Here is a 14,679-nt window from a genome sequence, read left to right as displayed (position 1 = left end):
TGCCGGTGGCTCAGTTCTTCGCGAGGAGGGTCTTGCTCTGGTCCTGCATGTCCGCGAAGACGGAGTCGTCCTTCTGTCCGGCGAAGTAGGCCTCGAACAGCGGGTTCAGGGCGTCCTGCACCGCGGCGCCGTTGCCGTAGACCGGGGACGGGTAGAGGACCTTGTCCTTCAGCATGCTGGTGAAGACCGACAGGTCGACGCCGTCACCGGCCAGGGCCTTCGTCGCGGCGTCCATGGAGGCGGGGATCGACGGGAAGAACGTGCCGGTGCGGGCGGCCTTGGACTGGCAGTCCTCGGAGCCCATGTAGGACACCCACTTCCAGGCCAGCTCGGGGTTCTTGGTGCCCGCCCAGATGTTGTTGCCGTTGGAGTTGCTCATCACCGCGCGGGTCTTGCCGTCGGGGCCGTACGGGGGCGCCGCGACGCCGGTCTTGACGCCGGGGATCTTGGCGAAGGTGGAGGCGGACCAGGAGCCGCCCATCTCCATCGCCACCTTGTGGGAGGAGAGCAGGTCGACGTCGCTGACGCTGGAGGTGAACTCGCCGATCTTCGGCGCGTACCCCTTCTCCGTCAGGGAGCGGGCCCAGTTGAGCGTCTTCACCAGGCGCGGGTCGCCGTAGTTGAAGACCGTCGGCCAGCTCTCCTTGTCGCCGAGCCGCCACCCGGTGCTGGAGGCGAACGGGCTCCAGGAGGTCTGGCCGATGAAGTCCTTGGCCGCGATCTGGCCGAAGCCGAAGGTCTTGACGTGGGCCTTGTCGAAACCGGGCTGGTCGCCGCGGCGCCCCTTCTCGTCGACGGTGAGGTGGGCGATCATCTTGCCGAACTCGCCGCCGTCGTCGGGGTTCCACGTCACGGAGTCGACGTCGCTCTTGCTGTAGCCCGCCTTGGCCAGGGCGTCCTGGTCGTAGTAGAGGCCGGCCGCGGCCCAGTCCAGCGGCAGCGCGTACTGCTTGCCGTCGGTGAACTTCCAGGCGTTCACCCCGACGGAGAAGCGGGACAGGTCGAACTTGTCCTTGGCGATGAAGTCGTCCATCGCCAGCAGCTGGTGCTGGCCGGCGTAGGCCTGGAAGAACTGGACGCTGTTCTGGAAGGCGTCGGGGGCGTTGCCCGCGACGAAGCCGGCGGTCAGCTTGGTGAAGTAGTCGTCGACGTTGTACTGCGAGATCTTGACGGTCGTGCCGGGGTTGGCCTTCTCGAAGTCCGTGGCGCAGGTCTTGTACGCGGCGGCCTGCTTGTCGTCCCAGGTCCACCAGTTGACGGTCTGCGAACCGCCGCCCGCGGAGTCCGAGCCGGAGGAGCAGGCGGACAGCACCGCGGCGAGGGTGAGCGTGGCCCCCAGCGCGACGACTCTGCGAATTCTCATGATGCCTTCTTTCGGGACGGTTCCTGGTGAGGGTGGTGGGACGACGTCTTGAGGAGCGCGCGGAACGCGCTCAGGGCGAGGACCAGGTCCTCGGGGCCGCCGGCGTCGTGGCCGTTGAACTCCCACAGCCGCATCTGCTTGGGCCCGCCGTAGAGGTGGTAGGCGGCGAGGGTGGTGGCCGGCGGGCAGACCTCGTCGCGCAGTCCGGCGGAGAACCAGGCGGGCGCGGTGGCACGGCGGGCGAAGGCGAGGCCGTCGAAGTAGCCGAGGGTCCGGAAGGTCTGTTCGACCCGGTCCCGGCGGGCGCCGAGGTAGCCGATCAGCTCCGCGTACGGCTGCTCGCCGGTGAGCCGGGTGGCCTGCCGGACGTCGCACAGGAACGGCGCCTGGAAGTGCGCGGCGCGCAGTCCCGGCAGGAGTCCCGCGACCGCCAGGGCGATGCCGCCGCCCTGGCTGGGTCCGGTCACCGCCACGCGGTCGGGGTCGGCGTGCGGCGAGGTGCGCAGGGCCTCGACGGCGCGGACGGCGTCGGTGAAGACGCGGCGGTAGACGTAGGTGTCCTTGTCCTCGATGCCGCGGGTGAGGAACCCGGGGTGCGAGGGGCCGCTGCCGACCGGGTCGCCGGTGGCGCCGCCGCCCGCCCAGGCGCCGCCTTGGCCGCGGGTGTCCACCAGCAGGTGGGCGTACCCCGCGGAGGCCCACAGCAGGTCCTCGACGGGGGCCCCGCGTCCGCTGCCGTAGCCGTGGAACTGCACGACCGCGGGCAGGGGGCCGCTGCGGTGGCGCGGCAGCCGCAGCCAGCCGTGCACCGGATGGCCCCCGAAGCCGGGGAACACCGCGTCGTAGACGTCCACGGTCTCCAGGTCGGTGTCGACCGGGGTGAGCTCCAGCCGGGGCTCGTGGACGCGGGCGGCGTCCAGGGTGTCCTTCCAGAAGGCGTCGAAGTCGGCGGGCTCGCGGTAGCTGCTGCGGTAGGCCCACAGTTCGGGGACGTCGTTCTCGGTCAGCACGGCCGGGCCTCCCCGCACGGGGTGAGGTCGGCGTCGAGGGTGACGGCGGTGCCGGTGGCGACGCGTACCCGGACGGCGCGGTCGCGGTGGCGGACCGTCACGGGCTCGGCGTCGTCCCCGGCGTGCCGGTGCAGCGTCACGGAGGTGAGGGCGCCGTCGCGCCAGGCGAAGTCGGCGGCCAGGCCGCCGCGGCAGCGCAGGTCGGCGGCCTCGCCGTCGGGCCACTGCGCCGGGAGCGCGGGAAGCAGGTGGACGGTGCCGTCGTGACTCTGCAGCACCATCTCGGTGAGCGCAGCCATGAAGCCGTAGTTCCCGTCGATCTGGAACGGGGGGTGGGTGGAGAACAGGTTCGGGAGCAGTCCGCCCCACTCCGAGCCGTCGACGGGCGCGTCGGTGTCCGGGTCGCCGTCGAACGGGCGGGTCGCCTCCAGGAGGAGCGAGCGGGCCGTGGCGGCGTCGCGCAGCCGGGCGCGCAGGGCGATCTTCCACGCCCAGGACCAGCCCATCGCGCCGGGTCCGCGGCGGTCCAGCAGGGCCGTCGCGGCGGCGGCGAGTTCCGGGGTGCGGTCCGGGTCGACCTGGCCGAGCGGGTGGACGGTGACCATCTGGGACAGGTGGCGGTGCCGGGGGTCCTGTTCGGGGAGGTCGTCGGCCCACTCCTGCAGCCAGCCGCCCGCGGCGGTCCGCGGCGGGTGCAGCTTCGGCAGCGCGTCGGCGATGCGGCCGCTCAGCGGGGTGTCGATGCCGAGGAGCGCGGCGGTGCGCGCGGTGCGTTCGAGGACGGCCCGGGTGAGTGCCATGTCCATCGCGGAGGAGCGGGTGAGCGAGGCCATGGAGCCGTCGGGGGTGAGGTAGTGGTTCTCGGGCGAGGTGGAGGGGAGGGTGTCCAGCCGGCCGGTGCCGTCGTCCACCAGCCAGTCGAGCAGGAACTCGGCGCAGCCGCTGAGCAGCGGCCAGGCGCGTTCGCGCAGGAAGGCGGTGTCCTGGGTGAACTCCCAGTGGTCCCACAGGTGCTGGGCCAGCCAGGCACCGCCCATCTGCCAGATCGCCCAGGACGCGGCGCCGTGGCCCATGCCGACGGGCAGGGCCCAGCCCCACATGTCGGTGTTGTGGTGGGCGACCCAGCCGCGGGCGCCGTACAGCTGCTCGGCGACGTCCCTGCCGTGTCCGGCCACGCGGTCCAGGAGGTCGAACAACGGCTCGTGGCAGGGGCCGAGGCCGGCGGCCTCCGCGCCCCAGTAGTTCATCTGGGTGTTGATGTTGATGGTGTAGTTGGACGACCAGGCCGGGCGCAGGTCGGCGTTCCAGATGCCCTGGAGGTTGGCGGGCGGGCCGGCGTGCGGGCGGGATGCGGAGGCCAGGAGGTAGCGGCCGAGCTGGAACAGCACGGTCGCGGTGAGGAGTTCGTCGTCGCCGGAGAGGATGTCGCGGGCGACGTCGTGGGTGCCCGAGCGGCGCGGTCCGATGCGCAGCGAGGTGCCGCCGAGGAGTGCGCGCAGGTCGCTCTCGTGGGCCTTGAGCAGGTTCTCGGTGCCGCGTTCCGCGGCCCGGGCGGCGCTGTCCGCTGCGGAGCCGAGGTGGGCGGCGCGGTCGGCGGGGGCGTCCAGGCCCCGCCAGTGGCGCAGCGCCTCGGTGGAGCTCGCCACGACCGCGAGGAGCCGGGTGGCGCCGGTGACGCGGAGGGCTCCGCCGTCGGCGGTGACCTCCCCGTCGGTGGCCACGCGCAGGGCGACCGCGCCGAAGGGGTCGTAGCCGTCGACGGGGCCGTCCGCGTACCGCAGCGGCTCCGGTACGTCCGGTTCGTGGGCGGGTGCCCCGTCGACGGGGATCTCCACGCCGAGGACGACCCCTTCGGGGCCGGCGGTGCGGTGCACCTCCCGCAGGGGGGTGGTCAGTTCCAGGCGCAGGTCCACCGTGCCGCCCCGCGCGGCCAGGTCGGTGCACAGGGTCCCGTCGGCGGCGCCGGCCCAGGTCCGGCGGCGGACCGAGGTCCCGGAGGGCAGGTCGAAGGCGTCCTCGGCGATCCCGCTGTCCAGGTTGAGGGTGCGGCCCCGGTACGTCGCGTCCTGCGCCCCGGACACCGTCAGCCACAGGTCGGCGTAGGGCAGGTACTCCTGGCTGTACGGGCCTTCGAAGGCCATCAGGAGTTCCTCGGCGCGGTGCGGGTCGCCGGCGCGGAGCGCCTCGCGGACCTCCGCGAGCCGCCGCGGGCCGGCGCCGGCGGCGACGACGTCGGCGAGCGCCTTCACCGGTCCGCCGGGGGTGCCGGACCACACGGTGGAGTCGTTGATCTGGATCCGGGCACGGTGGGTGCCGCCGAAGACCATCGCGCCGAGCCGGCCGTTGCCGACCGGAGCGGCCTCGTTCCAGTCGGCCGCGGGCGCGGGCCAGCCGAGCAGCAGGTCAGTGGAGTTCATGGGGTGCCGTCCTGGTGCGCGTGCGCGGTCACTTGAGCCCGGAGAAGCCGATGGAGTTGACGATCCGCTTGCCGAAGGCGAGGAAGAGCAGCAGCATCGGCAGCGCCGCGATCAGGGAGGCGGCCATCAGCCCGGCCCAGTCGGGGGCGGCCTGCGGCGAGGACTGCTTGAAGACGCCGAGGGCGAGTGTCAGCGGCTGCACACTGGCGTCGTTGGTGACCAGCAGCGGCCACATGTAGTCGTTCCATGCGTTGACGAACATCAGCAGCGACACGGTGGCGATCGGCGCCGCCGACATCGGCAGGATGATGCGGTAGAGGATCCGCAGCGGTCCCGCGCCGTCGATGATCGCGGCCTCCTCGATCTCGCTGCTCAGGCCGAGCATGAACTGCCGCAGGAAGAACACCGTGAACGCCTGGAAGAGCCCGCCGGGGAGGATGAGACCGGCGAAGGTGTTGGTGAGGCCGACGTCCTTGATGAACACGAAGTTCGGCAGCAGCGTGAAGACGCTCGGCACCATCAGCGCGCTGATGAGGATGCCGAACACCAGGTTGCGGCCGCGCCAGTGCAGCCGGGAGAAGGCGTAGGCCGCACAGGAGGAGAACAGCACGATGAGCACGGTCTGCACCGACGCGTAGATCAGCGAGTTGCGCAGGTACAGGGCGATGTCGAGGGACGCGCCCGAGCCGCCCTGGGCCTGCGCCTCCGCGATGGATGCCAGGCCCAGTGCCCGTTTGAAGGCGCCGAAGGTGAAGCCGACGGGCAGCGGCGAGGAGGGGTCGGTGGCCAGCCGGTAGTTGTTGGACAGCGCGGTGCGCACGATCCAGTAGAAGGGGAAGAGGGTGATCAGCGACACGAGGCCGAGGTAGGCCCAGGCCACGATCCGGCCGGGGGTCGCCTTGCGGGTGCGGGGGCGCCGCACGGTCTTCGTACGGGGTGCCAGGGTGACCGTCATCGGGGCCTCCTTCAGTTCAGGTCGGATTCGTCGGCCCGCGCGAGCCGGAGCTGGGTGAAGGTGACCGTGATGAGCAGGGCGAACAGGGCCAGCGACATGGTCGCGGCGTAGCCGAAGTCGAACTGGCGGAAGGCCTTGTCGTAGATGTACATCTGCAGCACGTTCGAGGCGTTGGCGGGGCCGCCCCTGGTCGTGACGGCGACGATGTCGAAGACCTGGAAGGCGTTGATCACCGTCAGGACGACCACCATCACGAGGATCGGCCGCAGCAGCGGCACGGTCAGCCGGCGGAACATCTGGAACTCGCTCGCGCCGTCCACCCGGCCGGCCTCGTAGATGGTGGACGGGATGGTCTGCAGCCCCGCGAAGATCAGCAGGGAGTAGTAGCCCATCCACTTCCAGACGCTGATGGCGGCGAGCGAGGGGATGGCCCACGGACCGCTGCCGAAGAAGAGGACCGGGTGGCCGATGACGTGGTCGAGCACGATGTTGATGACGCCGAGGTGCGGGTCGAGCATCCACTGCCACACCAGGGCGGCGATGACGTTGGAGATGAGGAAGGGCAGCAGCATCACGCCGCGCAGCACCGAGGAGTCGGTGACACGGTGCAGCACGACCGCGGTCACCAGGGAGATCAGGGTGCCGAAGACGACGGACAGGACCACGAACCACAGGGTGACGAGGAGGGAGTGCCAGAAGACCCCGTCGCCGGACATCTCGTGGAAGTTGGCCAGTCCCACCCAGCGCGGCGGTGTGAGGACGTGGAACTCGGTGAAGCCGAGGTAGATGCCGCGCAGGGTCGGGTAGGCGTAGAAGATCGCGAACCCCACCACCGCGGGCAGGATCAGCAGCAGCGCGACCGGCAGGTCCCGCCGCCTGGCCGCCGCGGACCGGGTCGCGGTCACGCGCCCGGGCCTGCGGCCGCCGGTGTGCTTGCGGGCCTTCAGCGGCCCGCGGGTCCCCGGGGTGGAAGAGGCCGTGGTGGCCCCCGCGCCGGCTGCGCCGGACGGTGGTGCCACCGGCGTCGTGTGGTTGTCCTGCGATGTGACCACCACGGCACTCTCCTTTGCGTGCGTCGGGTCGGACGGGTGGATGGGTGGGACGGTGTCCCGATGCCGGACCGGCCGTCGGTCAGACGGTGATCCGGTCGACGTCGGAGACGTAGTCGGACGGGTTGCCGAAGGCGATCGTGTTGGCCCCGGCCTTCAGGTGGACGGGCACGGTGACCGACCGCGGGCGGCCCCAGTCGTTGTCGTTGCCGCCGTGCAGCGGGAGCTGGAAGGCGGTGCCGTTGACGGTGACCACGGCCGTGCGCCCCGAGGAGCCGTCGGTGAAGTCCACCTCCATCAGGTAGGTGCCGTCCTTCGGCGCCGTCACGTCCTTGATCGTCACGGAGGCGTCGCCGCCCAGGTTGCCGACCTTCTTGCCGCCGGAGCAGCGGGAGCAGTCGCTGACGCTCGCGTTGCCGGTGCGGGGGTTGCCGGACGCCTCGGCCTCGTAGGAGGTGGGCCCGTCGGCCGCGGGGGTGGTGAGGGGGACGGCGTTGCTCGGCGCGGACGTACGGCCCCGGGCGTCGCGGGCGACCACGGTGAAGGCGTAGCCGGTGGCGGCCTGCAGCCCGGTGACGGTGGCGGAGGTGCCGTCCACCGTGGCGACCTTGGCGGTGCCCGCGTACACGTCGTAACCGGTGGTGGCGGTACCGGTGTTCACCGCGTCCCAGGTGAGCGAGACGCTGCCGGCCGTGGAGGCGGTGGCGTGCACGCCGAGCGGGACACCGGGCTTTCCGGTGACGTTCGCCGGGGTGACGCGCAGCAGCCGGGAGCCGTGCGGCGGCAGGTTGTCGGTGAAGCCGTCGGCGACCTTGCCGAGGTTCTTGCGGCTCCACAGGTCACGGACGGCGGGCTTGCCGCTGATGCCCAGCTCGCTCCAGTCGGCGGTCACGTCGGAGTAGCCCTTGCCGAGGTTGAACAGGGCCACCGTGTAGCTGCCGTCGGCGTTGCGGGCGTACCAGACCTGCTGCGGGCTGTCCTGGCTGAGCGGCTTGGCCGGGTTGCCGGCCTGGTCGACGGCGATGACCTCGTCGTTGGTGAGCAACGACAGGCCGTACGGGTCGAGCTTGGTGAGGTCGTCGCCGATGTAGAGCGGGGCGCTCTCGATGGCCCAGAGCGTCATGTGGCTCTGCCGCTCGACCTCGTTGAGGCCGTCGAGCGGGCCGGCGCCGACGTCGAGGGAGTCGAGGTTGTTCCAGTGCCCCGGCCCGGCGTCGTCGATCCAGGGGACGACGTCGTTCCACCGCTGCTTGACCGAGTTGTTCCAGGTCACCAGGGTGTCGCAGTAGCACTCGACGTCGGTGTCCACCCGCCAGCCGTTGGAGTTCTCCTTCCAGACGTCGGCCTTGTCGTGGCTGAGCGACCAGGAGAGGATGAACTGGATGGGGCGGCCGGTCCGCTGCAGCGCGGCGTGCCAGGTCGTGACGTCGGGCACGTTGTCGTGCGCCGCGTCGCCCTGGTTGGAGCCGGGGCCGACACCGTCCATCTTCAGGAAGTCCACGCCCCAGCCCGCCAGTTGGTCGGCGACGGACTGGATGTACTTCTCGGTGCACGGGCTGGCGAAGTTCAGCTGGTAGGAGACGTTGTCCCAGCCGCTGGTCTTGCGCAGGTCGGGGTAGACGATGTCCTTGGTCGTGCACCCCGGCGCGCCGTGGATCGGCGTCCTGCCGTCGTTGTACGTGTCGATGTACAGGCCGACCGCCAGGTAGAGCCCGAACTTCAGGCCCTTGGCGTGCAGTTGGTCGCCGAGCCACTTCATGCCGTGCGGGAACTTCACGGGGTCCGCGACGGGGCGGCCGTACTCGTCGGAGAGGCTCTTGTTCGTCTCGCTGCCGACGTTCCAGCCGGCGTCGACGTTGACGTACTCGTAGCCGTGCCGCTTCAGCTTGGAGGCCAGGATGTCGGCCTGCTGCAGCACATGGGGCTCGGTGAGCCAGGACCCGCCGTAGCCGGGGAAGTTGGTCGACTCCAGGCTCCAGCTGCTCCACCCCATGTAGGGCTTGGCGGCCACCACGGGGGCGGCCTGGGAGCCGGCGGCCTCCGCCGGGGACGCGGCGGAGGCGGAGGACACGGGCGCGGCGGGCGCGGCGGGCGACGCGGCAGCGGGTACGGCGAGGGCCGTGGCGAGCGCGGTGGCGGCGAGCGCGGGCAGGGCGGCCCTGCGCATGCCGCCGGGCCGACGCGGCACGGGCCATCTGAGACGTGCGAGTACAGCTGAACGAGCCATGGGGGCACTCCATCCCGGCGCGACGGCGTCCGCTTCGAGTGGGCAGGGGGTACGGGAGGCAGGGGGCGTCCTCGGTGGCGGTCGTCCCGGAACACCACCGAGGGCGGGCGTGCTGCGACCGGGGGGAGGCTCCGGTCGCGCTCCTCGGCGGGGGGGGCGCTTCGTCCGCTCCGGGCGAGGAGTGCGGCGAATGTAGCCAGGGTTTCCTTCCAGCGTCAACATATCCAGCGGCAAAAATCCGATGTCTGCTGCACCAAGCTGCGGTCTTCGCCGGAAAATCTTCACCGGAGCCCGAACCTCCGCACCCAAAGATGGGATGAGTGGGCCCCTTCCTTACTTTCCCTTGGAAAGGTATGGTCCGGCCATGAGCCTTGCCGACCAGCCCCCCGCCGCCGTCCTGGTCTTCCAGACCCTGCTCGTCCACGGCCCCCTCACCCGGGCCGAGATCGGGCGGCGCACAGGCCTGTCGGCGGGCGCGGTGACCAAGGCCGCCACTCCCCTGCTGGCGGACGGCTGGATCACCGAACTCGGCAGGCCGCAAGGGGAGCGGGCCAGCGGCCGTCCCGCGACGCCGATGGCCGTCCGCGCCGACCGCGCGCGGTTCGTCGGCGTGAAGGTGACCGGCGACGAACTCATCGGCGTGCTCACCGACCTGACCGCCCGGCCGCTGGCCTCCCGGCGCGCCGCGCTGGACTCCCGCGACGTGGGGACCGTGGTGCTGGCGATCTCCCGGCTCATCGGGCAGTTGCGCGCCGCCGCGGGTGCGGAGGGGGACGACGCCGTCCACAGCGTCGGCGTCACGATCTCCGGCGACGTGGACGGGCAGACCGGCACCGTGCAGTACTCGCCGTTCCTCGACTGGCGCCGCGTCCCGCTCGCGCAGCTGGTCGAGTCGGCGTCCGGCATCCCGACGGTGATCGAGAACGACGTGCGCGCGTTGACCGTCGCCGAGCAGTGGTTCGGCGCCGGGGTGGGGCTGTCCTCGTTCGCCCTGGTCACGGTGGGCGCGGGCATCGGCTGCGGGCTGTCCATCGGCGGCCGGGTGGTGTCGGGGGCCCACGGGGTGTCCGGCGAGGTGGGGCACCTGCCCGTCGGCGGCACCGACCGCACCTGCACCTGCGGCAACACCGGGTGCGTGGAGACCGTGGCCTCCACGCACGCCATCACCGAGCAGGCCCGGCAGGCCACCGGCGACCCCGCGCTGACGATGGAGGAGGCCGTACGGCTGGCGCACAACGACAACGCCGCCGTCCGCGCGGTCTTCTCCCGCGCCGGGCACGTGATGGGTCTGGCGATGGCGTCGGTGGCCAACCTCATCGGCCCGGAACGCATCATCATCTCCGGCGAGGGCGTGGCCTCGTACGACCTGTTCGCCGACCAGATCCGGCAGACCTTCGCCGACCACGCCTTCGGGGCCGCGGCCGACTGCGACCTCGTCGTGCGTCCGCTGCCCTTCGAGGAGTGGGCGCGCGGCGGCGCGGCCGTCGCCGCGCAGCGGGTCTTCGCCCCCGCGAAGTGACCTCCCCCTGTGTGAACCCCCCTCCTCCGGAAGGCTGGTGGCCGTCATGAGCCGGATCACGAAGGCCGAGTGCCGCATGGTCTTCCTCGAACCCGAGGTGCTGCGCACCGACGCCCTGCAGACCTTCGTCCGCCAGGAGACGGTCCTGGTCTCCCTCACCACGGACGACGGCCTCACGGGCACGGGGTACGCGTACACCATCGGCACGGGCGGCAGTTCGGTGCTCGCCCTGCTCCGCGACCACCTGGTGCCGCTGCTCACGGGCGCCGACGCCCGCTCCGTCGAGGCGCTGTGGCAGCGGCTGCTGTCGGTCACCCGGGCCACCTCGGTCGGGGCCATCACCTCCCTCGCGCTGGCCGCGGTCGACACGGCCCTGTGGGACCTGCGGTGCCTGCGCGCCGGCGAACCCCTCTGGCGGCTCGCGGGCGGCGCGCACGAGCGGCTGCCGCTCTACGACACCGAGGGCGGCTGGCTGCACCTGACGCCCGACGAACTCGCCGCCGGGGCGCTGCGGGCGAAGGAGCGCGGGCTGCGCGGCGCGAAGGTCAAGGTCGGCAAACCCACGGTGGGCGAGGACGTGGAACGGCTGGCGGCGGTCCGCGCCGCGGTCGGAGCGGACTGGGTGCTCATGGTGGACGCGAACCAGTCGATGACGGGCGCCGAGGCGATCCGCCGGGCGCGCGCGTACGAGCCGTACGACCTCGCCTGGTTCGAGGAACCGCTGCCCGCGGACGACCTGGCCGGGCACGTCCGGCTGGCCGCGTCGACCTCGATCCCGGTCGCGGTCGGCGAGTCGCTCTACGGGGTGGGCCGGTTCGCCGAGTACCTGGCCGCGGGCGCGGCGGGCATCGTCCAGGTCGACGTGGCGCGCGTCGGCGGGATCACCCCGTGGCTGAAGGCGGCGCACACCGCGGAGGCCTTCAACGTCCAGGTGGCCCCGCACTTCCTGATGGAACTCCACACGAGCCTGGCCTGCGCGGTGCCCCCGGGCATGTACGTCGAGCACATCCCGCAGCTCGACGCCATCACCCGCACCCCCCTGACGGTCGTCGACGGCCACGTGGTGCCGCCCGAGACCCCGGGGCTCGGCATCGACTGGGACGAGGACGCCATCGAGGACCTGCGGGTGGCGTGACCGGGCCGGGCTGCCGAAAGCACCGGCCGAAGCCGCGTTCGGCCCGGCCCACCTTCGGCCTCACCCATCGCCGCAGCCCGCCCGCACGGCCCCGCACCGGCAGTGCCGTCCCGGCACCGGTCACGGCGTCAGGCGAGCGCGACCGTTCGGCCGGCCGTACCTCCGGCACCCGGCCTCACCCATCGCCGCAGCCCGCCCGCACGGCCTCCCCCGCAGCGCCCGAACCCGCCGCCGTGGCCCCGCATCGCGCGGTACCCCCCAGGGTCGGCGGTCGCGACGGCAGCAGTCAGGCGGGACGCGCTGGACCAGGCTGCCGCACCACCACCGCGGCGTCCCGGCCGCCGCCCGGAATCGGCCACGCCGTGGGGCGAGCGCCCACGGGCCGTCCCGACGCGTGCCGGACCGGAAAACGGGAGGCGGCCCGGCCGGGGGCCGGGGCAGACTCGGGCGGTGATCGTCGTGCAGCCCGTGCTGGAACTGGGGACCGCGGACGGCTTCGCCCTCTGGCCGGTGGCCGAGCGGCAGCCGTTCACCCTCATGCCGCTCCACGGCGCGTTGGCACCCGCCGAGGTCGGCGCGGCCGTGATGACCATCGTCGCCTACAACGATGCCCAAAGGGACGACGAGGCCCCACCCGCCCGGCCCGGCGACCCGGTCGAGGACTTCCTGCGGGGGCTGCTGTCCGGGGAGGACGTCCAGGCACCGGGCGGACTGCAGGTCATCGGCACAGCCGGCGACCTGGTGGTGGTACGCCCGGGTTGCTGCAGCGGCCTGGAGGACTGGCGCGAATGGCTCGGCGTCCTCGACGGCACCGGCGACGCGTGGCTCGGCCACGACCCCTCACCGCTCGCCGAACGGCACGGCGACGTCGTCCGGTTGACCGTCGACGCGAGGCGGGACGACAGCCCGGCGTTCGAGGTCGACGTCGACGTGCTGCGGCGCGGGATAGCGGACGCCGAGCGGGACCTTGCGGACTTCCTCCGTGCCGCCGCCGACTGGGCGGCCGTGCGCCTGCCCGGGCAGACCTGCGCGGTCGTCGCCGCCCTCGCCCGTGGCGTCGGCATGCCGCCGCCACGGGCGTAGGCGCAGCCCCCGCGACCGCGTGAGCCCGACGCCGACGAGGACGACCAGCATGCCGGCCACCACCCGGGCGCCCACCGACTCGTCGAGGACGAGCGCGCCGAGCCCCACCGACACGACGGGCAGGAGGTAGCCGACGGTTGCCGCGTCCGTAGCGCCCTCGTCGGCGATGATGCACACCGTCAGGTAGAAGGTGACACCCGTGCACAGGACGCCGAGGACGAGCACCGCGACGGACGAGCGCACGGTCACCGCGATCCCGGTGGTGCCGGTGACGAGCAGGGCCGGCACGCTCAGCGCGGTCGCGGCGGTCAACTGGGCCGCGGCGAGCGGGAGTGCGCCCGCGCCCGTGGGGATGAGCCTGCGCCCCATGTAGGCGAAGGCGAGCGCGTAGCTCGCGGCCGCACCCAGCAGGGCGAGGGCGCCCCAGCTCGCGAGGCCCGACCGGTGCCAGGGCGCGAAGATCAGGAGGACGCCCGCGAACCCGGCGAGGAGGCCGCCGAGCCGGGGTCCGCGGACGGCGCGTCGCCCCGTGCCCAGGGCGAGACCGATGAGCAGGGACCACAACGGCGTCGTGGCGTTGAGGACGCCCGCCACCCCGGAGTCGACGCTCTGCTCGCCGACGCTGAAGAGGAGGAACGGCAGGGCGTTGCAGAGGAGGGCCGCCACCGTGAGACGGCTCCAGAGGAGCCTCCCCCGCGGCAGGCGCAGGCCCGCGCGGCGGCAGAGCACGAGCAGCAGGGCCGCGCCGCAGGCACAGCGCAGGAAGGTGACCCAGGCGGGCGGCAGTCCCTCCAGCGCGATCTTGATCCACAGGAAGGTCGACCCCCACAACAGGGCCAGCACCGCCATCCGCAGCAGCGCCCTCGCGCCGCCTCCGCCACCGGACACGCCGGCCTCCCGTCGTCTCGCGTCACCGTCCCCCACGACGCTCCCCCACCCGTCCTGGTGGCACAAGCGAAGGTTCACGCACCTACCGTTAAGCTGAGCTACATGCTCGACGTGCGCCGCATGCAGGTCCTCCGGGCGGTGGTGACCAGCGGATCGGTCACCGCGGCCGCCACCCACCTCGGTTACACACCCTCGGCCGTCAGCCAGCAGATCGCCGTCCTGGAGAGGCAGGCCGGGATCCCGCTGCTCGAACGCGTGGGGCGCGGGGTGCAGCCGACGCCCGCCGGGCTGCTGCTCACCGAGTACGCCGCCCGCATCGGCAGGGAGGTGGCCGAGGCCGAGACGGCGCTGGCCGATCTGCGCGAGGGCCGCACCGGCACTCTGACGGTGCGTTACTTCCCGACGGCGGGTGCCGACCTGGTGGCCCCCGCCGTCGCGCGGCTGCGCCGCGAGCACCCGGGCGTGCGGATCGACCTCGGCCTGGTCGACCCCGGCGATCCGCTGCCGGAGGTGGAGAAGGGCCGCGCGGACCTGGCGATCGTGGTGCGGCCGCGCGGGCAGGGCCGTGAGGGCCTGCGCCTGGTGCACCTGCGGGACGACCCCTACCGTGCGATCCTCCCCAAGGGTCACCGCCTCGCCGCGAAGCGGGTGCTCGACCTCACCGACCTCGCGGGGGAGCCGTGGGTGGGCAGCGAGTCCCCGGACGGCTCGTGCCTGGAGCTGATCCTCCAGGCGTGCGCCGCGGCCGGCTTCAGCCCCGCCGTCGTGGTGCAGAGCGAGGACTACGCCACCGCGCAGGGGTTCGTGGCCGCCGGGCTGGGGGTGAGCCTGCTGCCGCTGGCCGCCCTGGCACATCACCACCCCGGGGTCGTCGTACGGAAGGTGCGCGGCCCGGAGCCCGTCCGGGCGGTCCACGCCGCGGTCCGGGAGACGTCGCTGCGGCAGCCGGCACTGCGGGGGCTGCTCGACGCGCTGCGCGACGTCGCCCGGGGCACGGCGGGCACGGCTTGACCCGCGCGCCCTTGACCTGCCG

General features: G+C 72.8%; 10 protein-coding genes. 3 read left to right on the top strand and 7 right to left on the bottom strand.

Translation table 11 applies throughout. From position 1 onward, the window contains the following. Window positions 1-10: 10 nt before the first annotated feature. The 6 genes from AC1VWI_RS39170 to AC1VWI_RS39145 all read right to left on the bottom strand — a co-directional run bounded on the left by AC1VWI_RS39170 (window position 11) and on the right by AC1VWI_RS39145 (window position 8,961). The gene (locus AC1VWI_RS39170) at window positions 11-1,363 is read right to left on the bottom strand and encodes an ABC transporter substrate-binding protein (RefSeq protein WP_499515792.1); all 1,353 of its coding nucleotides are present in this window, start codon (window positions 1,361-1,363) and stop codon (window positions 11-13) included. Next, entirely contained in the window at window positions 1,360-2,373 is a 1,014-nt protein-coding gene (locus AC1VWI_RS39165; protein ID WP_499515791.1) for an acetylxylan esterase, read from the bottom strand. Before AC1VWI_RS39165 ends, AC1VWI_RS39170 begins: the two co-directional genes overlap by 4 nt. Next, entirely contained in the window at window positions 2,367-4,790 is a 2,424-nt protein-coding gene (locus AC1VWI_RS39160) for a glycoside hydrolase family 95 protein (protein ID WP_499515790.1), read from the bottom strand. Before AC1VWI_RS39160 ends, AC1VWI_RS39165 begins: the two co-directional genes overlap by 7 nt. Before the next feature lie 28 nt (window positions 4,791-4,818). Beyond that, window positions 4,819-5,745 carry a carbohydrate ABC transporter permease gene (locus AC1VWI_RS39155; RefSeq protein ID WP_499515789.1) on the bottom strand — a complete coding sequence of 309 codons (927 nt, stop codon included), beginning with the start codon at window positions 5,743-5,745 and terminating at the stop codon, window positions 4,819-4,821. Between the two features lie 11 nt (window positions 5,746-5,756). Then, window positions 5,757-6,800, bottom strand: a complete 1,044-nt coding sequence (locus tag AC1VWI_RS39150) for a carbohydrate ABC transporter permease (RefSeq protein WP_499515788.1) — start codon at window positions 6,798-6,800, stop codon at window positions 5,757-5,759. A 76-nt stretch (window positions 6,801-6,876) separates the two neighbouring features. After that, window positions 6,877-8,961 (bottom strand): alpha-galactosidase D, encoded by a 2,085-nt coding sequence (locus tag AC1VWI_RS39145; protein ID WP_499517020.1) that lies wholly within the window; start codon window positions 8,959-8,961, stop codon window positions 6,877-6,879. Window positions 8,962-9,385: 424 nt separating this feature from the next. Here AC1VWI_RS39145 and AC1VWI_RS39140 point away from each other — a divergent pair, with 424 nt between their 5' ends. Together AC1VWI_RS39140 and AC1VWI_RS39135 are read left to right on the top strand one after the other, a co-directional pair. Next, a complete protein-coding gene (locus AC1VWI_RS39140; protein ID WP_499515787.1) occupies window positions 9,386-10,540 on the top strand; it encodes an ROK family protein in 1,155 nt (384 codons plus the stop codon). A gap of 46 nt (window positions 10,541-10,586) precedes the next feature. Further along, window positions 10,587-11,675, top strand: a complete 1,089-nt coding sequence (locus AC1VWI_RS39135; protein ID WP_499515786.1) for a mandelate racemase/muconate lactonizing enzyme family protein — start codon at window positions 10,587-10,589, stop codon at window positions 11,673-11,675. An 840-nt stretch (window positions 11,676-12,515) separates the two neighbouring features. Here the strand turns inward: AC1VWI_RS39135 and AC1VWI_RS39130 are convergent. Beyond that, a complete protein-coding gene (locus tag AC1VWI_RS39130) occupies window positions 12,516-13,646 on the bottom strand; it encodes a DMT family transporter (protein WP_499515785.1) in 1,131 nt (376 codons plus the stop codon). Between the two features lie 102 nt (window positions 13,647-13,748). Here AC1VWI_RS39130 and AC1VWI_RS39125 point away from each other — a divergent pair, with 102 nt between their 5' ends. Then, window positions 13,749-14,657 (top strand): LysR family transcriptional regulator, encoded by a 909-nt coding sequence (locus AC1VWI_RS39125; protein ID WP_499515784.1) that lies wholly within the window; start codon window positions 13,749-13,751, stop codon window positions 14,655-14,657. Window positions 14,658-14,679 lie beyond the last annotated feature (22 nt).

The organism is Streptomyces sp. TOM-9, from assembly GCF_056858595.1.
The sequence above is the reverse complement of the archived record's forward strand: the minus strand, read 5'-3'. Positions and strand labels throughout refer to the sequence as shown.